The 20,565-nt window shown below is 41.7% G+C and carries 22 protein-coding genes and 2 riboswitches; of the genes, 16 read left to right on the top strand and 6 right to left on the bottom strand.

What is annotated here, in order from left to right; genetic code table 11:
- Positions 1-24: 24 nt before the first annotated feature.
- Positions 25-486, top strand: coding sequence for a hypothetical protein (locus IE339_RS18775; RefSeq protein ID WP_242170072.1), 462 nt, complete (start codon positions 25-27; stop codon positions 484-486).
- 37 nt (positions 487-523) lie between these two features.
- On the opposite strand, the gene IE339_RS18770 is transcribed toward IE339_RS18775, so the two are convergent.
- Genes IE339_RS18770 through IE339_RS18760 form a run of 3 tightly spaced genes read right to left on the bottom strand, consistent with a single transcriptional unit; the run spans position 524 to position 3,350 of the window.
- The gene (locus tag IE339_RS18770; protein ID WP_242170069.1) at positions 524-868 is read right to left on the bottom strand and encodes a DUF3889 domain-containing protein; all 345 of its coding nucleotides are present in this window, start codon (positions 866-868) and stop codon (positions 524-526) included.
- A 21-nt stretch (positions 869-889) separates the two neighbouring features.
- Positions 890-1,687, bottom strand: a complete 798-nt coding sequence (locus IE339_RS18765; protein WP_242170067.1) for a YqhG family protein — start codon at positions 1,685-1,687, stop codon at positions 890-892.
- Entirely contained in the window at positions 1,674-3,350 is a 1,677-nt protein-coding gene (locus IE339_RS18760; protein WP_242170064.1) for a DEAD/DEAH box helicase, read from the bottom strand. Before IE339_RS18760 ends, IE339_RS18765 begins: the two co-directional genes overlap by 14 nt.
- A 168-nt stretch (positions 3,351-3,518) precedes the next feature.
- Positions 3,519-3,606: riboswitch (glycine riboswitch) on the top strand.
- Between the two features lie 3 nt (positions 3,607-3,609).
- Positions 3,610-3,692: riboswitch (glycine riboswitch) on the top strand.
- Positions 3,693-3,770: 78 nt separating this feature from the next.
- On the opposite strand from IE339_RS18760, the gene gcvT reads away from it, so the two are divergent.
- The 3 genes from gcvT to gcvPB are packed head-to-tail and all read left to right on the top strand — an operon-like array spanning position 3,771 to position 7,700.
- A complete protein-coding gene (gene gcvT, locus IE339_RS18755) occupies positions 3,771-4,868 on the top strand; it encodes a glycine cleavage system aminomethyltransferase GcvT (RefSeq protein WP_242170062.1) in 1,098 nt (365 codons plus the stop codon).
- Between the two features lie 29 nt (positions 4,869-4,897).
- Positions 4,898-6,244, top strand: a complete 1,347-nt coding sequence (gene gcvPA, locus IE339_RS18750; protein ID WP_242170060.1) for an aminomethyl-transferring glycine dehydrogenase subunit GcvPA — start codon at positions 4,898-4,900, stop codon at positions 6,242-6,244.
- On the top strand, positions 6,237-7,700 hold the full coding sequence (gcvPB, locus tag IE339_RS18745; RefSeq protein WP_242170058.1) for an aminomethyl-transferring glycine dehydrogenase subunit GcvPB: 1,464 nt from the start codon (positions 6,237-6,239) through the stop codon (positions 7,698-7,700). Before gcvPA ends, gcvPB begins: the two co-directional genes overlap by 8 nt.
- Before the next feature lie 57 nt (positions 7,701-7,757).
- On the opposite strand, the gene IE339_RS18740 is transcribed toward gcvPB, so the two are convergent.
- Entirely contained in the window at positions 7,758-8,135 is a 378-nt protein-coding gene (locus tag IE339_RS18740) for a rhodanese-like domain-containing protein (protein WP_242170056.1), read from the bottom strand.
- A 255-nt stretch (positions 8,136-8,390) separates the two neighbouring features.
- On the opposite strand from IE339_RS18740, the gene IE339_RS18735 reads away from it, so the two are divergent.
- The 4 genes from IE339_RS18735 (at position 8,391) to IE339_RS18720 (ending at position 13,916) form a co-directional block, all read left to right on the top strand.
- Positions 8,391-9,224 carry a lipoate--protein ligase family protein gene (locus IE339_RS18735; RefSeq protein WP_242170055.1) on the top strand — a complete coding sequence of 278 codons (834 nt, stop codon included), beginning with the start codon at positions 8,391-8,393 and terminating at the stop codon, positions 9,222-9,224.
- 426 nt (positions 9,225-9,650) lie between these two features.
- Positions 9,651-12,194 (top strand): vitamin B12-dependent ribonucleotide reductase, encoded by a 2,544-nt coding sequence (locus IE339_RS18730; protein WP_242170054.1) that lies wholly within the window; start codon positions 9,651-9,653, stop codon positions 12,192-12,194.
- A 284-nt stretch (positions 12,195-12,478) separates the two neighbouring features.
- Positions 12,479-12,910: a transcriptional regulator MntR gene (gene mntR, locus IE339_RS18725; protein WP_242176240.1), complete on the top strand. Its 432-nt coding sequence runs from the start codon at positions 12,479-12,481 to the stop codon at positions 12,908-12,910.
- A 118-nt stretch (positions 12,911-13,028) separates the two neighbouring features.
- Complete coding sequence (locus tag IE339_RS18720; RefSeq protein ID WP_242170052.1) at positions 13,029-13,916, top strand: patatin-like phospholipase family protein; 888 nt, start codon at positions 13,029-13,031, stop codon at positions 13,914-13,916.
- A 39-nt stretch (positions 13,917-13,955) separates the two neighbouring features.
- Here IE339_RS18720 and IE339_RS18715 read toward each other — a convergent pair whose 3' ends face one another.
- Both IE339_RS18715 and IE339_RS18710 read right to left on the bottom strand, forming a co-directional pair.
- Positions 13,956-14,351: an SA1362 family protein gene (locus tag IE339_RS18715; protein ID WP_242170051.1), complete on the bottom strand. Its 396-nt coding sequence runs from the start codon at positions 14,349-14,351 to the stop codon at positions 13,956-13,958.
- A gap of 44 nt (positions 14,352-14,395) precedes the next feature.
- Positions 14,396-15,334, bottom strand: a complete 939-nt coding sequence (locus IE339_RS18710; protein ID WP_242170050.1) for a DUF1385 domain-containing protein — start codon at positions 15,332-15,334, stop codon at positions 14,396-14,398.
- A gap of 308 nt (positions 15,335-15,642) precedes the next feature.
- On the opposite strand from IE339_RS18710, the gene IE339_RS18705 reads away from it, so the two are divergent.
- The 8 genes from IE339_RS18705 to spoIIIAC all read left to right on the top strand — a co-directional run bounded on the left by IE339_RS18705 (position 15,643) and on the right by spoIIIAC (position 20,545).
- Positions 15,643-16,155 carry a YqhR family membrane protein gene (locus tag IE339_RS18705; protein WP_242170049.1) on the top strand — a complete coding sequence of 171 codons (513 nt, stop codon included), beginning with the start codon at positions 15,643-15,645 and terminating at the stop codon, positions 16,153-16,155.
- A gap of 87 nt (positions 16,156-16,242) precedes the next feature.
- On the top strand, positions 16,243-16,692 hold the full coding sequence (aroQ, locus tag IE339_RS18700; RefSeq protein ID WP_053402162.1) for a type II 3-dehydroquinate dehydratase: 450 nt from the start codon (positions 16,243-16,245) through the stop codon (positions 16,690-16,692).
- Positions 16,685-17,746: a M24 family metallopeptidase gene (locus IE339_RS18695; protein WP_242170048.1), complete on the top strand. Its 1,062-nt coding sequence runs from the start codon at positions 16,685-16,687 to the stop codon at positions 17,744-17,746. The genes aroQ and IE339_RS18695 overlap by 8 nt, the downstream gene beginning before the upstream one ends.
- 21 nt (positions 17,747-17,767) lie before the next feature.
- Positions 17,768-18,325: an elongation factor P gene (efp, locus tag IE339_RS18690; protein ID WP_242170047.1), complete on the top strand. Its 558-nt coding sequence runs from the start codon at positions 17,768-17,770 to the stop codon at positions 18,323-18,325.
- 180 nt (positions 18,326-18,505) lie between these two features.
- Positions 18,506-18,787, top strand: a complete 282-nt coding sequence (locus IE339_RS18685) for a YqhV family protein (protein ID WP_242170046.1) — start codon at positions 18,506-18,508, stop codon at positions 18,785-18,787.
- A 92-nt stretch (positions 18,788-18,879) separates the two neighbouring features.
- Positions 18,880-19,809 (top strand): stage III sporulation protein AA, encoded by a 930-nt coding sequence (gene spoIIIAA, locus IE339_RS18680; protein WP_431522791.1) that lies wholly within the window; start codon positions 18,880-18,882, stop codon positions 19,807-19,809.
- Complete coding sequence (gene spoIIIAB / locus IE339_RS18675; protein WP_242170045.1) at positions 19,806-20,318, top strand: stage III sporulation protein SpoIIIAB; 513 nt, start codon at positions 19,806-19,808, stop codon at positions 20,316-20,318. The genes spoIIIAA and spoIIIAB overlap by 4 nt, the downstream gene beginning before the upstream one ends.
- Before the next feature lie 20 nt (positions 20,319-20,338).
- Entirely contained in the window at positions 20,339-20,545 is a 207-nt protein-coding gene (spoIIIAC, locus tag IE339_RS18670; protein ID WP_053402167.1) for a stage III sporulation protein AC, read from the top strand.
- The last annotated feature ends 20 nt before the right edge of the window (positions 20,546-20,565 follow it).

The following is a 20,565-nucleotide window of genomic DNA, read 5'->3' as shown; positions in this document are numbered from 1 at the left end:
AACAGATAGAAAGGAAAGAAGTATTTGGCACTAGTTCATAACTTTTATCTTGTAAAGGAGCTCGTTGATTTACGAGCAACGGTTTTTCAAATGCCAGAAGAAGCGATCATTGATCGTGTAACGATTCATGATGACATCATCCTCTATATAATGGATTCGCTAAATTGGGTTCGGGCTGAGAATCCTATGAAAAGAGAAGAAGGCCCGCAGCAATACGGAATTAATTATTGCGGCATTACGCTTTTTCATCGAAGTGAAGCTAAGCTACTTCACCGTATTTTTAGCGCGTGGCGTGAGCTCTTTACCCATGCACCGAGCGAATTTAAGCTGACGGGGAATTATGTAGAAGATGAACATGACAATACGGGCTACTATGAAAAAATAAAGGTAGAAAAAGCGGCGTTAATCGATCAGTTGACGAAGATGCTAGCGATACTTGTTCAGTTAGAAGCAGGAACCGGCTATTTGTACCACTATGGAATATGAAGAAAAGGACTGTCCGCTTTGGGCAGTCCTTTTGTCGTTACGGTCTCGTTTCCATAAAGGCAATGTTTTTTAGTGTATCTGTTTTTGGATCGACGTGTACGTAGACAAGAACGCCTAGTTCTTTTCCTCGGTCACGGACGATTAACTTGAAGCGTTCCACTTTATCGCCATTTTCTTTTGCTTTTCCAAGATAAAGAAAGTCCGTTACTTGTCCCATCGGATAGCGTTTTTTCGTTTCTTTAATGGCGATACGACTCCATTTTGCATAGGAAGGAGTAGGTTTCGCCTGCGGAGCAGCCTGTGCCGTGTGTAAAAAGGTTGTGCTGCTGATGGGAACGATTAGCGTGCATAAACAAATCACCATCAAAATCGTTTTTCTCATGATGTCTCATCCTTTGTATGATTAGAGTTGCTGCATCGTATTTTCCGATAGATAAAATAACCCGCCGTTGACAACCCCAACATGAATATTCGGTTCGTACTGCTCTTGAAGCGCGGTTTTTTCTGTGAGATAGCTCTCTGGTTTTTCGTCTAATTCTTCGTAAAAATGGTCTAAGAGTGCAAGGTCACTGTTCCAGCGCTCTCGTGCCTCTGCTGCCCACATATGGTCTTGTTGCTCAATTTGGTGCTGAACAAATTGCTTTAATCGGAACAGACCGCTTTGTGGCTTAATGAGCGGTGAGAGCGTAAAGCAATAATCTGAAATGCCTGGTGACAGCGTCATTTGCTCCGCTTTTTCGTGAAAGCCTTCCACGATTTTTCCGCTAATGAGGTGAAGACCGAGTGATAACAGTTCGTCTCGTTTTCGGTCACACTGATAGGAGATACGAACGTTTAGCGCGAGCCACGGGTGTAGCGCTGTATTGTGCTGTACGTGAACTTGCTCGTACAGACGAATAAAACGACCAAATTTCTTTGTGGATTCAAAAATTTGATGCAGGCGAGGGGAGCCGAAGTGAATTCGTTCTCCTTTTACCTCTGACGGATCAACGTTTGGATCAGTAATAAAGGTAATGGACATTGGGTTTGGCTCACCGCCCGTTGCCTCTAAGTAGTGCCAATAGAACGGTCTGTTCATCAGCTCTTTATCCATATCCACGTTTAATTGCACGGTAAAATAGCCAGGGTGGTTTTCTGAGATTTCACAATCATTTGCAGTGAAGTACTGCTTTAGGAATTGATGAATGTCAGTTTGCTGCATGCTGATCCTCGCCTTCCGTTATTTCTTCCTGTACGTATTCCATGACAGACGTAAGGTTATTCATCTTAATGCGAATTTCACCGTCTGTTTTAGAATGAAGCAAAATGTCTTGAATATGCTCTTCAATATTCGTAATTTCCATTCTCGTCAAAATTTCATCTAAATCACCGATGACGCGCTCGAATAAGTGAATTTTTTCGTATAAAAGCTTTAAAATATGCTCTTCAACCGTGTTCGATACGGCGAAATTATAAATCCGAACGTCTTCCTGCTGACCAAGGCGATGGATACGTCCAATTCGTTGTTCAAGGCGCATCGGATTCCATGGAAGGTCATAGTTAATAATATGGTGACAGAACTGAAGGTTAATTCCTTCACCGCCCGCTTCTGTGGCGATTAGTACTTGTGCATGCGTTTGAAACAGCTGCTTCATCCAATCCTTTTTCCCGCGTTTGAAGCCACCCCGAAATGGAACAGAGCTAATGCCATGCTGCTTTAAAAACCATTGTAAATAGAGCTGTGTAGCGCGGTATTCTGTGAAGATAATCACTTTATCATCAATGTTTTTAATAAGCTCAAGCACTTTTTCAGCCTTAGAGTTTGCTGGGATATTATGAATTTTATCCATAATCGGCTCTGTGAGAACTTCTAGTGAGCTCGGATCTTCTTGTTTTTTTAGCATGTTTTTAATCGTAATGTAGACGGCTTCTCGACTGCTACACGCTTCACGCTGCAGGGTTAAAATGGAGAACGCGCTCTTGTTAACCCCTGCATTCTTAAAGGTCATAATTTCATCGTATAGCTCACGTTCTTCAGGAGAGAACTCAATTGGAACGGTTTCTACAATACGCTTCGTCCATTCGATTCCCGTATCGCCGCGGCGGTTTCGAATCATAACTTTGCTAATGAGCTCACGAAGATGATGATCATTTTGGACATCGCGCTTTTTCGCTGAGAAAAGCTCGTCGAAATAGGTTTGGTTTCCGAGATGACCAGGCTTCAAGAGCGACACAAGGTTGAAAATTTCCTCCACGCGATTTTGAATAGGCGTCGCGGTTAAAAGAAGACAAAACTTTTTCTTTAAGCTCTGCACAAATTCGTAGTTTTTCGTTTTGTTATTTTTCAGTTTATGAGCTTCATCAATAATGACTAAATCATAATCTTGATTAAGCACGAGGTCACGGTGTGGTGGACGCTTCGCGGTATCAATCGACGACACGATTACATCACACTGATCCCACGCATAAGACTTTCTCTGTGCAACCGCCGGAATATAAAATTTTTGATTGAGTTCCATCGTCCACTGTGAAACGAGGGATGCGGGAACTAAAATGAGCACCTTTTTTACGAGTCCACGAATCATATATTCTTTTAAAATGAGGCCGGCTTCAATCGTTTTTCCAAGACCTACCTCATCCGCTAAAATAGCCTTTCCATTCATGTTTTCAATAACCTGCTTTGCGACCTCTAACTGATGAGGAAGCGGAATTAAGTCAGGCAAAAATTTTGGACATTGCAAGCCTAGAAAATCAGGAATCGCGAGCTGCTTTTCAGTATTATAGGCAAGTTTATAAAGATGCTGATGTGACCATGGACCATCATTTTGTAGACGCTGCATAAACTCTTTTTCCCATTGTTCATCAAACTGAATTTCAACGTTCATTCTTTGTCGACTCCTTTCGCAAATTTTTATTGAAGTAGTGTGAAAATTCCTGTAGGATAAAAATGTGTTAGAAAATTTTAAAAAGAAAATGGATTGCTACTATATTTACTTTTTTGTAATCTTCATTCAGTATAGTATAGCCAATCTTATCTAATTTTATAGAAGCGAATGATAACAAGGGGAGAGACCATGCAAATGGCGCCGAAGGAGCAACTGAAGAAGTGAATCTCTCAGGCAAAAAGACTCTTGTTGGACGCAACTCTGGAGAGCGTTCCATACGAACCACCCACGAGGAAACCGATGATCAAATGCAACGGGAAACTTTCAGGTAACCGGACAGAGACTTCTTTTTTTATAAGGAGTTCTCTGTCTTTTTATATGCTTATTTTTTGACAAAAACGTGGTTGAGGGGGAATCAAAATGGCTGAGCTAAAACAAACGCCTTTGTTTTTAACCTATAAAGAGTATGGAGCTAAAACGATTGATTTTGGTGGATGGGCGCTTCCTGTGCAGTTTTCTTCTATTAAAGAAGAGCACGAGGCTGTTCGTACGAAAGCAGGATTATTCGACGTATCTCATATGGGAGAAATTGAAGTAACAGGTGCAGACAGCCTTGCTTTTTTACAGCGCGTCATGACTAATGATGTGTCAAAGCTAAAGGATGGGAAAGCACAGTACACAGCAATGTGTTATGAAGATGGTGGAACAGTAGACGATCTTTTGATCTACAAAAAATCGGATAATGTGTATCTACTAGTCGTAAATGCCGCAAACATTGAGAAAGATTACGATTGGTTACAATCTCATGTTGAAGGTGATGTGACGCTACATAATCAGTCCAATGAAATTGCTCAGCTTGCCCTGCAAGGTCCATTAGCTGAAAAGGTGCTTCAAAAGTTAACAGATGAAGACTTAGCGTCTATTGGCTTCTTCGCCTTTAAAGAGAATGTAAGCATCAACGGCGTACCTTCTCTTGTGTCTCGTACAGGTTACACAGGTGAGGACGGCTTTGAAATTTATTGCCCTTCTGATGATGCTCCGGCACTTTGGAATGCGATTTTAGAAGCAGGAAAAGAAGATGGTGCCGTTCCGTGTGGACTTGGTGCCCGTGATACGCTTCGATTTGAAGCCATTCTTCCTCTATATGGCCAAGAGCTATCAAAGGATATTACACCAATTGAAGCAGGAATTGGCTTTGCGGTGAAGGTTAATAAAGACTTCTTTATTGGTCAAGAAACGCTCAAGCGCCAAAAAGAAGAAGGACTTTCCCGAAAATTAGTGGGAATTGAAATGATCGATCGCGGTATTCCTCGCCATGGCTATGATGTATTTGTTGGGGATGAGCGCATTGGAGAAGTGACAACAGGCACGCAGTCTCCGCTGACAAAGCGTAACATTGGCCTTGCGTTAGTAGATGTTTCATATAGTGAGCTTGATCAAGAAGTAGAAGTGGAAATTCGCAATAAGCGTGTAAAAGCGAAAGTAGTCGCAACGCCTTTTTATAAACGTTCAAAATAATGTAGGAATGTGGGAGAGGAGCAGGAACTATGGTACATCGTTATTTGCCCATGACAGAAGAAGATCAGCGTCAAATGTTAGAAGCAGTAGGTGTGCAATCAGTTGATGAACTGTTTGCAGATATTCCAGAAAGCGTTCGTTTCAAAGGATTATATAACATCAAAAAGGCAGCATCAGAGCCTCAGTTGTTAAAAGAGCTTACTCGCCTTGCGGCACAAAATGCAAATTTAAAGGAATATGCATCCTTTTTAGGAGCAGGTGTATACGATCACTATGCACCGACGATTGTTGACCATGTTATTTCACGATCTGAATTTTATACGGCTTATACGCCTTACCAGCCAGAAATCTCACAGGGGGAGCTACAGGCTATTTTCGAATTCCAGACGATGATCTGCGAATTAACGGGAATGGATGTTGCGAACTCTTCCATGTATGACGGCGGAACAGCTTTAGCTGAAGCAGCAATGCTAAGTGCAGGTCAAACGAGAAAAAAACGTATTCTTGTATCGGCAGCTGTTCACCCAGAATCTCGTGCCGTATTGCAAACATATGCAAAAGGGCAATATCTTGACGTAACGGAGATTCCATTAAAAGATGGCGTAACAGATGTTGAGGCGCTTCAAAATGAGATGAATGCAGACGTTGCGTGTGTCATCGTTCAATACCCAAATTTCTTCGGTCAAATTGAACCGCTGAAAGAAATTGAACAAATTGCGCACAGTGAAAAAGGAATGTTCGTTGTTTCCTCCAATCCACTTGCATTAGGAGCGTTAATACCTCCTGGGAAATTCGGAGCGGATATCGTCATTGGAGATGCACAGCCATTTGGTATTCCAACACAGTTTGGTGGCCCTCACTGTGGATATTTTGCGACTACAACAAAATTAATGCGTAAAATTCCAGGTCGTCTTGTTGGTCAAACAGTTGATGAAGACGGAAAACGTGGATTTGTGCTCACGCTTCAAGCACGCGAGCAGCACATTCGTCGTGATAAGGCGACGTCTAATATTTGTTCAAACCAAGCGCTAAATGCCCTCGCTGCTTCTGTTGCGATGACGGCTCTTGGGAAACAAGGTGCAAAAGAGATTGCTCTTCAGAATATCTCAAAAGCACATTACGCGGCGAGTGCGTTTAAAGAGGCGGGAATGGACGTTGTGTTCAACGGCGCGTTCTTTAACGAGTTTGTCGTAAACGTTGGAGCACCGGTTTCAAAAGTAAACGCGGAATTGCTTGCAAAAGGAATGATTGGCGGATACGATCTTGGACGTGATTACGAAGAGCTTGCTCATCATATGCTGATTGCTGTAACCGAGCTTCGTACAAAAGAAGAAATCGATAATCTTGTGAAGGAATTGGGGGATATCCATGCTTAATGAACATCAACCGCTTATTTTTGAACTGAGCAAAGAAGGTCGTATTGGTTATTCACTTCCTGAATTGGACGTGCCGGAAGTCAACGTTGCAGAAGTGATTCCTTCCGAATACATTCGAACAGAAGAAGCTGAGCTTCCAGAAGTATCTGAGCTTGATATTATGCGTCATTACACAGCCCTCTCTAAACGTAATCATGGGGTTGACTCTGGTTTTTACCCACTAGGTTCTTGTACGATGAAATACAATCCGAAAGTGAACGAACAGGCAGCGCGTATGGCTGGGTTCGCTCATATTCACCCGCTTCAAGAAGAAAACACGGTACAAGGTGCGCTAGGATTAATGTACGATCTTCAAGAGCATTTAAAAGAAATTACGGGCATGGATGAAGTGACGCTTCAACCAGCAGCCGGGGCTCACGGGGAATGGACAGGACTTATGCTCATTCGTGCGTTCCATGAAACAAACGGTGATCATCACCGTACAAAAGTAATCGTGCCTGACTCTGCTCACGGAACAAATCCAGCATCCGCAACGGTTGCAGGACTTGAAACGGTGACGGTAAAGTCAAATGATCAGGGGTTAGTTGATTTAGACGATCTACGTCGCGTTGTCGGAGAAGACACGGCTGCCCTTATGCTCACAAATCCAAATACGCTTGGTTTATTTGAAGAAAATATTTTAGAAATGGCTGAGATCGTTCACGGAGCTGGGGGAAAGCTTTACTATGACGGTGCGAATTTAAACGCTGTACTCAGTAAAGCACGCCCAGGAGATATGGGATTTGACGTTGTGCATTTAAATCTTCATAAAACGTTCACGGGTCCTCACGGTGGTGGTGGTCCAGGTTCAGGTCCTGTAGGGGTAAAAGCGGATCTTATTCCGTTCCTACCGAAGCCGGTACTAGTGAAGGTAGAGGATCGTTACCATTTGGAATATGATCGACCACAGGCTATCGGCCGCGTGAAGCCATTCTACGGAAACTTCGGCATTAACGTTCGTGCTTATACGTACATTCGCTCAATGGGCCCAGATGGTTTAAAAGCAGTAACGGAAAACGCCGTACTTAATGCAAACTATATGATGCGTCGTCTCGCTGAGCACTATGACCTGCCGTTTGATCGTCATTGTAAACACGAGTTCGTCCTATCTGGAAAACGTCAAAAGAAACTCGGCGTTCGTACGCTTGATATTGCGAAGCGTCTTTTAGACTTTGGTTATCATCCGCCAACGATCTACTTCCCACTGATCGTAGAGGAGAGCATGATGATTGAGCCGACTGAAACCGAGTCAAAAGAAACGCTCGATGCATTTATTGACGTAATGATTCAAATTGCGAAAGAAGCAGAGGAAAATCCAGAAATCGTTCAGGAAGCGCCTCATACGACAGTTGTGAAACGCTTAGACGAAACGCTTGCAGCAAGAAAGCCAGTGTTGCGTTACCAAAAAGAACAGTAATCAAAAAATCCCGCTCACCTTAGGAGAGCGGGATTTTTTATGAATAAAACGAACCGTTTATTTTTTTGATTTGATTTTTCCAGTCCATTGCTTGAAGCCGCCTTTTAGCTGATAAATATCACGATAGCCTTGACGACGAAGCATTTGTGCCGCACGGCCTACACGTACACCGTTTTGGCAATATAAATAAATTGGCTGGTCTTTGCGTAGTTCTTTCGTACGCATACGGAACTGTGAAATTGGAATGTTTCGAGCTCCTAAAATGTGGCCGCCTTCAAATTCGTTCGGCTCACGAATATCGATTAGTTGTGCTTTACGATACCCATTGCGAAATTCTTCTTCTGTCAATGTTTTCATAATCTTACGCTGATAAACAAACATAATGACAGAGTATACGATGAAAGCAGCTAAGATGATTAATATTGTATACCACATGCAAATCGTTCCCTTCTTCGACTAAATCCATATTCCTATTATATAAGTGAATGTTTTTAGAAGTAAAGAGAATATGCAAGTTATGTGAAACAAACTGTGATGACTTTGTGAAAAAGCTTTCTTTTCCGGGGGTAAATCGTTAAATGTTCACACAAGCGGTTGGAAATATAACGTATTTCTTTTACTCCTTTCAAACTTTTGATAGACTATAAAAAGTGTCATTTTATTTCTACGACAAAGTTGAGGTTGAGGTAAATGAAAGAAACATGGCGATTCATAGATTCAGGTAATTGTTCACCCTATTACAATATGGCATTAGATGAGGCGTTGTTAGAGTGGCATAGTAAAGGAGAAATTCCTCCAACGATTCGTTTTTACGGATGGGACCCGGCTACTTTATCAATTGGCTATTTCCAAAAAGCTGAAAAAGAAATTGATTTAGAAAAAGTAAAAGAATTAGGATTAGGTTTTGTGCGACGCCCGACCGGCGGAAGAGGCGTATTGCATGAGCATGAGCTTACATATAGCGTAATCGTAACGGAAGAGCATCCAAATATGCCTAAAACCGTTACAGAAGCGTACCGCGTTATTTCAGAAGGAATTTTAGAAGGATTCCGTTCACTAGGACTCGAGGCATATTTTGCGGTTCCTCGTACAGAAGAAGAACGAAATAGCCTGAAAAATCCTCGTTCCTCTGTCTGTTTTGATGCGCCGTCTTGGTACGAGCTAGTAGTAGAGGGGAGAAAGGTAGCAGGAAGCGCTCAGACGCGTCAAAAAGGTGTGATCCTGCAGCACGGTTCCATCCTACTAGATCTAGACGAAGATAAGCTATTCAGCGTCTTTAAGTACCCAAATGACCGTGTGAAGGAGCGTATGCAGCGTGCGTTTCGTAAAAAGGCGGTAGCGATGAATGATATCGCGAACCGTTCAATTGGAATTGACGAAGCGAAAGAAGCGTTCTACAAAGGGTTTATGAAGGGATTAGACATCAATTTAGAGCCTTATACGCTTACTGAAGAAGAAGAAGCATACGTTCAAGAAATTGCAAAAAGCAAATATGCGTCCGATGAATGGAATTTCCGACGCTAAAATTGTTTACTTGTACACGATAAGTAGATAATGATATCGCCCAATGCCTTATATCGTTCGAGCACATCGAGCTAATGGCAATGGGCGATATCTTTTTGAGAACGGGTATAGAACGTGTAAGCAAATCTTTTTCTGCTTCACCAAAATGCGAAATAGTTTCGAAAAAACGAAATTATTTCACAAAAAGGTGAATGTACGTTCCCCCATTAACGATACAAAAGTCAACAGTTTTTTCGTTCGAGTTTTAAATTTTTAGCTTGACTTTTCAACATGTGGTATTAGTTTTATTTTGGTAGATACTATATATTGAATTGGTCTTTGAATTATGATAACTTAAGTTTATCGCTCGAAATGATTTTTCTATATTATGGAAAGATAATCGGCTGAGACACTTAGATAGAGTAAGGAAACAAGGGAGTTGTGAAGATGGCAGTTTTAATTAACGAAAAGCCCGTAATGAATATTGAAAAGTTGAATCAAGATATTGAGAAATTTACTCAAGTACACCCCGTTACATCTGATATGAAATTAACTCATAAAGGGGTATCTCGCCTCGTAATGCTAGATCGCTATGCATTCAAAGACACAGAGAAAACAACTCTCTCAGAAGGGGACTTCGTTGTCCTAACGGTAAAAGAAGATCCTAAATTCCCAGCAAGAGGATTAGGTTATATTAAAGAAATTAATTGGGAGCATAAAACAGCTACTATTTTAGTAGAGGAAGAATCACGCGGCGCGCTAGATGCGACAGAAGCAAAGAGCGGATTAGTTGTTCGTTCACTAGATGTGATTGAAAAGCCCCTTGAAATTTACTACGAACAAATTGCAAAGCGTAATGCAACTGGACTTGCTTCTTCTGAAACAACAGAGGAAAAACGTCAAGAATGGTTCCAAAAGTTCTATCATGAGCTTGTGAACCTGAACTTCGTTCCAGCAGGGCGCGTCCTGTACGGAGCTGGTGCAGAAACAGACGTAACGTACTTTAACTGCTACGTAATGCCGTTCGTACAAGATTCACGTGAAGGCATCTCAGAGCATCGTAAGCAAGTAATGGAAATCATGAGCCGCGGTGGCGGTGTTGGAACAAATGGTACAACCCTTCGCCCGCGTAATGCCCTAGCAAGAGGCGTGAATGGTAAATCATCTGGTTCCGTTTCATGGTTAGACGATATTGCGAAGCTTACACATTTAGTAGAGCAAGGTGGATCAAGACGCGGCGCGCAAATGATCATGCTTGCAGATTTCCATCCGGATATCGTGGAATTCATCATTTCAAAAATGCAAAATCCACGTATTTTACGTTTCTTAATTGAAAACACGAACGATCCACAAATTAAAAAAGCAGCGGAAGATAAGCTGAAGTTTACGCCGCTTACAGAGCAAGAAATTGCGATGTACCAAGGAATTGTGAACTACAAGCAAATTCCAGGCATGGGTGGATTTAACGATAAAATTATTAAAGACGCAGAAGAAAAGCTTCGTATTGGCGGCACGTTCAGCGTTCATAATCCTGATTTCTTAACAGGTGCCAACATTTCAGTTTGTCTAACAAATGATTTCATGGAAGCTGTTGAGAACGACGGTGACTACGAGCTTCGCTTCCCAGATGTTGAATCATATACGGAAGAAGAAATGAAAGCCTACAACGAAAAATGGCATGAAGTAGGCGATGTTCGTGAGTGGGAAAAACTTGGTTTCCGCGTACGTACGTATCGCACAATCAAAGCAAAAGAGCTTTGGAACTTAATTAACGTTTGTGCAACGTACTCAGCAGAGCCTGGCATTTTCTTCATCGACAATGCGAACGACATGACAAATGCGAAAGCATACGGTCAAAAGGTAGTCGCAACAAATCCGTGTGGAGAACAGCCACTTGCACCATTTTCCGTTTGTAACCTTGCAGCGGTGAACCTAGCACAAATGGTGAACAAAGAAACGAAAACAGTTGATTTCGATAAATTGAAACAAACGGTAGAAGTAGGCGTGCGCATGCAGGATAACGTAATTGACGCAACACCTTACTTCCTAGAAGAAAATAAAAAGCAGGCATTAGGCGAGCGTCGCGTTGGCCTTGGCGTAATGGGTCTGCATGATCTTCTGATCTACTGTGAAACAGAGTACGGTTCTGAAGCAGGAAACGAAATGGTCGATCGCGTATTCGAAACAATTGCGACAACGGCTTACCGTGCATCAATTGAATTAGCAAAAGAAAAAGGAAGCTTCCCGTTCCTAGTTGGTGAAACAGAGGAAGAGACAGCGCGTCTTCGTCAAGCGTTCACTGAAACAGGATTCTTAAAGAAAATGCCTGAAGATGTTCGTGAAGGAATTGCTGCATATGGAATTCGTAACTCTCACCTTCTAACGGTTGCACCAACAGGAAGCACAGGTACGATGGTTGGCGTATCAACAGGTCTTGAGCCATACTTCTCCTTCTCTTACTTCCGTAGTGGGCGTCTTGGGAAGTTCATTGAAGTAAAAGCAGACATCGTTCAAGAGTATTTAGATCAGCATCCAGAAGCAGATCCAAATCAATTACCAGAGTGGTTCATTTCTGCTATGGAACTAGCTCCAGAAGCACATGCTGATGTACAATGCATCATTCAGCGCTGGGTGGATAGCTCCATCAGTAAAACTGTTAACGCACCTCGTGGTTATACGGTTGAGCAAGTGAAAAAAGTATATGAGCGTCTATACAAAGGCGGTGCAAAAGGCGGTACGGTATACGTAGATGGTAGCCGTGATGCACAGGTTCTAACGCTAAAGGCAGAAGAAAATACGTTTGAAGAAGACGTTCAAGAGCAAGAAGTGGTAACAGAAGAGCACGTATCACTAAGCATTTCATACGATGAAAGCAAAATCGGCTCTGATGTTGGCGATACATGCCCAGTTTGCCGTCAAGGAACAGTCGAAGAAATTGGTGGCTGTAACACGTGTACAAACTGTAATGCACAGTTAAAATGTGGACTATAATTTACATCTAAACATAGAGTGATTATACAAGTAGGAAGGGTGAGCTAGCAGGGGACAAACCTGTCTGGCTCACCCTCTGTGCTTGTAAATGGTACTCTTTTATAGTAAAATTTACGTTGACTTTCTTATTCGAAAAGTATTGGTAACGCTTTACATTTCAGCAGCAGCCTCAGCAATTATCCAACAAACACAGGCCATAAAATCCTCGCTGATGAGAAATTCTATAAATGAAACAATCCGGGTATGAACGAATACATAATAAGAGAAGTATTGGAGGAGAAGCCATGCCTACCCCAAGTATGGAAGATTATATTGAGCAAATTTATATGTTAATTGAAGATAAGGGATATGCAAGGGTTTCGGACATTGCAGAAGCGTTAGCAGTGCATCCTTCCTCTGTAACAAAAATGGTGCAAAAACTCGATAAAGACGAATATTTGGTTTATGAAAAATACCGTGGCCTAGTGCTGACAACCAAAGGGAAAAAGATTGGAAAACGTCTCGTGTATCGCCATGAGCTATTGGAGCAATTTCTTCGTATCATTGGCGTTGATGAGGAAAATATTTACGAAGACGTTGAAGGAATTGAGCACCACTTAAGCTGGAATTCCATCGATCGAATCGGTGATTTGGTTCAATATTTTGAAGAGGGTCAAGATCGTGTAGAAGAGCTTCGACTCGTGCAAAAGAAAAACGAGGAAGATCAGCCGTCCTAAAAAAATCATTTTCTCCCTTCTACCTACAACTGTAGGTAATGAGAGAAAATGATTTTTTTTAAGCATATTTACCTATGTTTTCGATTAAAGATGTACAAATGATTGTTGGAGGTCATTTATGTACATTGACGGTGTGTTTTCAGGTGGTGGAATTAAAGGATTAGCTTTAATAGGCGCTCTTCAAGCTGTAGAAGAAAAGGGATTTGTGTTTCGAAGGGTAGCAGGCACAAGCGCAGGGGCTATCCTTTCTTCGTTCATCGTAGCCGGTTATTCTAGTGGGGAACTTATCTCCATGCTTGAAGAATTGAATGCTGATAATCTATTAGATCGCCGTTCACGATTCATTCCCTTTTCCTTAACAAAATGGCTGTCGTTATATTGGAAGATGGGGCTATATAAAGGAGATAAATTAGAAAGATGGTTATACAATAAATTAAAGCAAAGAGGCATTATCACATTCGGTGATATTCCTGAGCATTCGCTGCGTATTGTGGCTTCTGACTTAACGAATGGGCGCATTCTTGTCCTTCCAGACGATTTGCCTCTTTATGGAATTGATCCTGCTACTTTTTTTATTTCAAGAGCAGTGCGCATGAGCTGTAGCCTTCCGTACTTTTTCGAACCGGTTCGCTTAAAAAGCGTTAGCCAAACGTCGCTTATCGTAGACGGAGGAGTACTAAGTAATTTCCCCATTTGGCTGTTTGATGATGAGCGGAAGCCGAAGGTACGCCCAGTGTTAGGAATTAATCTTATTACAGCAGAAGAGTGTGAACCGGAGAAAAAAGAAATTCACAATGCAATTGGGTTGTTTGGTGCTCTCTTTGAAACGATGAAGGATGCACATGATGCGCGGTATATTTCTAAGCGCCATGCTCAAAATATTATTTTTATTCCCGTCGATCAACAAGGAATTATTGATTTTCAGCTGACTGAAGAGCGAAAGCAGCAGCTTGTCTTACTTGGGAAACTAAGAGCAGAGGCTTTTCTTCAGCAGTGGTCCTATTAATCAAAAAAATCATCGCCCACAGGAGCGATGATTTTTTTATTAGAAAAAGGCACGGTTTTTCTTTTTGCCCTTTTTCCCTTCTATGACGGTAAGGTGGGTATTGGATCGTTTTTTCTTTAAAGTTTTGCTTGAACTTTGCCCTTTTGATGAGCCAGAGACTGAATGAATACGCGCTGATGGTTTGCCTTTTGTCGTACTTTTCGTCTTCGAACGATGCTTCGATTGTTTTACCGCGCGTAAATATTGACGATCCTGTGTCGTTGACTGAGGCGACCGGAAAACAAAGCGGTACAATACATAAATAATCCCCGCAAAAATCCCCATATATAAAAGCTGTCTCATCAATTGAGCAGGATGGGTTATCACACTGGCCAACAAACCGAAAATTCCAAGCGTAATTAATACATAAACAATAGGTTTAGCAGAACGTCTCATAAGAAGGTCACCTCCACATTATGTTCAAACAGTAAAAAGAAGGGTTATACAATTTTATCTTCGGTTTGAATGTCCTCAGATTCAATACGTAATAATTCATTAAATGAAGCAATGGCCACTTCTACTTGATCATCGCTTGGTTCTTTTGTTGTTAACAATTGAAGCCATAGCCCAGGGTATCCTAAGAAACGAAGAACCGGAATGTCGCGAACTTTATTCGTTAGCTGCAATACTTCAAAAGCAATGCCGAGTACCACAGGAATTAAAAGCAAGCGGTCCACAATTCGAAGCCATAACGGATCAAGCGGGACGAGCATATAGACAAATACCCCAACGATTACTGTAAATAAAATAAAGCTACTGCCGCATCGGTAATGAAGTCGCGAACTTTTTTGCACGTTTTCGACCGTTAGCGGAAGCTTATTTTCGTACGCATTAATCACCTTATGTTCCGCCCCGTGATATTGGAAAACACGCTTAATGAGCGGGGTTTGTGAAATGACGTAAATGTACACGAGCAGTAAAATGAGCTTAAACAAACCTTCTATTAAAATCTGCGAAAGATCAGAAGAGAAAATAGGTCTTGTTAGCTGGGCGAGAAAAACCGGAATTAACGTAAATAATACTTTTCCAAAAAGAAAAGAGAGAACACCGAGCGTTGCCACACCTAGAACAAGCGATAACCTGGATTCCTTTTTTTCAGCTAATGTAGCATCTTCAGAAGGATCAAGATCATATCGTTCAGAGGAGAAGTTCAAGTGCATCGTTCCATTTGCACTTGCCTCAATAATCGCAGCAATTCCTCTTAGAAATGGTATTTTTTTGAGCTTTGTAAGAAAGGGAGAAGATTTTCGCTTTGAGTGAAAGTATTCAATCGTTTGATCCTTGCGCCGAATCGCGGTTACAAGAGAACGTTTACCTCCGAACATGACTCCCTCCATTACGGCTTGACCACCATAGATGGGTTTTTGTGCGTCTGACATGTAAGTCACCAACCTAACTTCGTAAAATATCTTATTTGTATTTTATATTCTACAGGAATTTGAAATAAACCTCTAGGTCGATGTATATTCTCTATTTTAGCCAAGAAAATCCAAAGATACACCAGTAATTCCCTTTTGTTTCTTATAAAATTCTATTCCATATGAAAACGAGATGCGACATGCTGTGTTATGGAGTCATTATATTCAATGAAGGGGCAGATAGATAAACGAAAAAATGAACAATTTTGGTTACGTATAGAAATAGAATTTTTGTTTCGGTTCATACTAAGAAACAGAGGTGAAGAAAAGTGACAGAAGAACAAGAACATCAAAGTCAAAATAGCAAAGAAACGTCCTATATGCTAAAAACAGTGTCCATTGGATTTGTCGGTGGTGTGTTTTGGAGTTTTCTTAATTATATTGCATATCTATTCCATTTTACAGAAATTAGCCCAAACGTTATTTTACAGCCTTGGGCACTTGGTGAATGGAAAGAGAAGGCGATGGGAAACTTTGTGAGCATGATTATCCTCGGAATTATTTCCATTGTTGTCGCCATTTTATATCAGGTCACGCTGAAGAATTATATGAGAGTTTGGATTAGCATGCTGTTCGGACTTGTTTTATGGGTTTTGGTCTTTTATGTGTTAAATCCCCTATTTCCAGATATCAAAACCGTTAGCGAGCTGGATAAAAATACGATTATTACGAGCATCTGCTTTTACATTTTGTACGGTGTGTTCGTTGGGTACTCGATTTCCTTTGAAGCATCAGCCTTAAATCTAAAAGACTCTGACCAAGCTACAGTCAATGAAGAGTGAGTTCTGTTCATTTCTATGGTAGAATGTTCTAGGTAATGAACATTCTTTTTTCATCGGAAAAAAGGTGGAAGCGGAGGAGGTCATAGAGTGAAAAGATTACTCGTTATCAATGGCCCGAATCTTAATCGTTTAGGGGTAAGAGAGCCAGGTATTTACGGTGGTGAAACGCTCGCAACGCTAGAGAGTGGCTTGCAGCTTGTAGCGGAACGCGAGGGCATCAACTTAGAGACGTTCCAGTCAAACCATGAAGGGGCAATTATTGACCAACTTCATGCGGCTGATACCGACTATGATGGTGTGATCATCAATCCTGGTGCTTTTACTCACTACAGCTATGCGATTCGAGATGCCATAGCAGGTATTTCGACACCTGTTCTTGAAGTACATATTTCAAACGTTCATGCGAGGGAAGAGTTCCGTCATCATTCGGTCACGGCTCCGGTTTCAATTGGACAAATTGTAGGATTGGGCTTTTATGGCTATGAGCTAGGGCTTTTAGCTATGCTTCAACATTTAAGGGGGAAAGAAAATGAGTAAATTAACGAAGCTTCGCGAAATGTTTAAAGATCTTAATGTCGACGGAATGCTTATCACGAGTGAGTTCAACCGTCGTTACGTAGCAAATTTCACTGGATCTGCAGGCGTTGTCCTTATTTCTGAGGATGCAGCAGCGTTTATTACAGATTTTCGCTATGTAGAGCAAGCAACAAAGCAAGCGGTCGGATTTGAGATCGTTCAGCATAAAGGACTGATCACGGACGAAGTAGCAGAAGTGGCGAAAAAGATGGGAATTAAGCGTCTTGGGTTTGAACAAGATCATCTTACGTACTCAAGCTTCCAGACGTATGACAAGGCAGTAGAGGCTGAACTTGTACCGGTTTCAAACGCTGTAGAAAAGTTACGCTTGATTAAGAGCGAAGCAGAGATTAAGATATTAAAGGAAGCTGCAAAAATTGCTGATGCGGCATTCGAACACATTTTGACAGTGATTCGACCTGGAGTTACTGAGTTAGAAGTATGCAATGAGCTTGAATTCTTTATGCGTAAACAAGGCGCTACATCATCTTCTTTTGATACAATCGTGGCTTCAGGCTATCGTTCAGCTCTACCACACGGTGTTGCCTCTGAAAAGGTCATCGAAAAAGGTGAGTTTGTGACAATGGACTACGGTGCATTATATCAAGGCTATGTGTCTGATGTGACTCGTACAGTAGCAGTAGGAGAAGTAAGCGATGAGCTTCGTACGATTTATGATGTAGTATTAGAAGCGCAGTTACGTGGAATGAATGGTATTAAGCCTGGTTTAACAGGAAAGCAAGCAGACGCTTTAACTCGTGATTACATAGCGGAGAAAGGGTACGGCGAATACTTCGGTCACTCGACAGGTCATGGCATTGGCTTAGAGGTTCACGAAGGACCTGCTTTATCTTTCCGATCTGATAATGTGTTAGAGCCAGGAATGATTGTAACCGTAGAGCCAGGAATCTATATTCCGAAACTTGGTGGAGTTCGTATTGAAGACGATACGATCGTTACACAAACTGGTAATGAATCATTGACTCATTCGTCGAAAGAGTTAATTATTTTATAATAGTGTAGGAGGATTTACTTCATGATTTCAGTAAACGATTTTCGTACAGGCTTAACAATTGAAGTTGACAACGGAATTTGGCGCGTAGTTGAATTCCAACATGTAAAACCAGGCAAAGGAGCAGCGTTCGTTCGCTCAAAGCTTCGTAACCTTCGTACAGGAGCGATTCAAGAAAAAACGTTCCGTGCTGGTGAAAAAGTAGCGAAAGCTCAAATTGAAAACCGTCAAATGCAGTACCTATATGCAAACGGTGATCAACACGTATTCATGGATACAGAATCTTATGAACAACTTGAATTACCAGGTAACCAAATTGAGTATGAACTAAAATTCTTACTTGCGAACATGTCTGTTCACATCATGATGTTCCAAGGCGAAACACTAGGTGTTGAGCTTCCGAACACAGTAGAATTAAAAGTAGCAGAAACTGAACCAGGAATTAAAGGTGATACAGCTTCAGGCGGTACAAAACCAGCTATTCTTGAAACAGGTTTATCTGTACAAGTTCCTTTCTTCATTAATGAAGGAGATGTGTTAATCATTAACACAACAGATGCAAGCTACGTTTCTCGTGCATAATTAATTCAAACAGCCCGATCTAGTCCCACTAGATCGGGCTGTTTTTTTATTTCTCTCAACTCTACTATTTTCTCTTTTTTTATGCCCCTATATAAAATCCTCTATCATACATACCGGGCTTTCCGCATAAATTGTACAAAGTATCCAGTCGTCTATTAAAAGATCGTTTAGGAGGAAAGAATGAAACATTTACTAGCAGGAATGAATAGTTCTGTACTAACTATGGCTTGTTTACGCTTTGTATCCTCATTTATTGAGTTTGTTGCAGCGATTTTAATCTTTACGAGTAACGACGTGAAAAAGGCGCTCATGATTAATAGTTTACTAGCTTTAGTAGGACCGCTCGTCATGGTCTCTTCGTTCACGATTGGGCTTGTTGCTGTCGCAGATCAGCTGTCATTTGGAAAAATAGCACTCATTGCAGTAGGCGTCATTATGATTTTAGTCGGTGTATTTAAGTAATGAAGAAGAAAAGCACGTGGTCAGGCATATTGTGTACGAGCGTGCATACATTGAAATGAATAATGAACAAGCAAAGGGATGTGTAAAACGTGATCGAATCCGTCTCTAAAATGCTGCCAAAACACGTTGTAGGGATCATTGAGGCACATCTTGCCTCGGCTTATTTAGAAGAAATACGGTTACGGGTAGATCGGCCCCTGGAGCTCATTGTGAGAGGAAGGCCAATTTTTCAACCATATTTTCTAACAACGGAAGATGCGGGGTTTATTTTAAATAAGCTTAGTCATTTCTCCATTTATATGATTGAGGAGGAATTAAAGAAAGGCTACGTCACCATTGAAGGTGGACATCGGGTGGGGCTAGCCGGGAAAGTAGTGACAGAGAACGGGGCAGTGAAGGTCATCCGAGACGTGACGTCATTTAATATTCGAATTGCGAAGGAAAAGCTCGGAATTGCAGAGCGATTAGTGCCGCATTTGTACGCTAAAGGAAGCTCCTCATGGGCACATACGGCGATCATTGGCCCTCCTCAGTCGGGAAAAACGACGATGATTCGGGATTTAGCACGCGTTATTAGTACAGGAATGGCTGATATTGAACCGATGAAGGTAGGCATTGTAGATGAGCGCTCTGAAATTGCTGGAAGTGTAAAAGGTGTTCCGCAACACACCTTTGGATCGCGCTTAGATGTACTTGATGCATGCCCGAAAGCTGAAGGCATGATGATGATGATTCGGTCCATGAGTCCAGATGTGTTAGTTGTAGATGAAGTCGGGCGTATGGAAGACTGTGAGGCCGTATTAGAGGCGATGAATGCGGGTGTGAAAGTTATTATGACCGTTCATGGTACACAGCTAGACGATTTGTTAAAGCGACCTTCTCTGTCATCGCTTATGAACGCGGGTGTGTTTGAGCGTTTTCTTGTTCTTACGGCTAAAAACGGTGCCGGAACGATTCAAGGAATATATGACAAAGATTTTACGGCTCTTCCACTTTCGGTTCTCGAAGGAGGAAGACGATGAAGCTCATTGGTGCCGTAATGGTTCTTGTTGCTTGTACGCTCGTTGGATTTGAATTTGCCAAACGACTTAGCGAACGTACGCGTCAGCTCCGTCAGTTAAAAGCAGCACTTCGGTCCCTAGAAGCTGAAATTATGTACAGTCATCGTTCTGTAGGCGAAGCCTCTGCGACAATTGCTGCACAAATTCCAATGCCCCTCTCAATGCTATTCACCCTGTTTGCTGACAAGCTAGAAGACGAGGAAGTAAGTGTAAAAAGCGCCTGGTTTGCAAGTGTTGAAGAGTCGTGGGGGAAAACGGCATTAAAAAAGCCGGAGATTGAAATTTTGAAGCAGTTTGGGGAAACGCTCGGACAGCACGATCGTTATTCCCAGCAAAAGCATATTTTACTCGCGCTCAATCACCTCGAGCGAGAAGAAGCAGATGCTGTTGATCAGCAAAACCGCTATGAACGCATGATGAAGAGCATCGGCTTTTTAGCAGGATTATTACTTATCATTTTACTCATGTAAAGGGCAGGAGGAAAGGGTTCATGGGAGTAGATATGAATACAATTTTCCAAATTGCAGGGGTGGGAATCGTCGTGGCGTTTCTCGTCACGGTCCTCGAGCAAATGGGGAAGAAGGATTATGCAAATTGGGTTACCTTAATCGGTTTTATTTACATTTTATTTATGGTGGCGTCCATCGTGGATGATTTGTTTAAAAAAATTAAGGCTGTCTTCCTATTTCAAGGTTAAAGTAGGTGAATCACCGTGGA

It is taken from the genome of Priestia koreensis, assembly GCF_022646885.1.
Lineage (GTDB): Bacteria > Bacillota > Bacilli > Bacillales > Bacillaceae_H > Bacillus_AG > Bacillus_AG koreensis_A.
The sequence above is the reverse complement of the archived record's forward strand: the minus strand, read 5'-3'. Positions and strand labels throughout refer to the sequence as shown.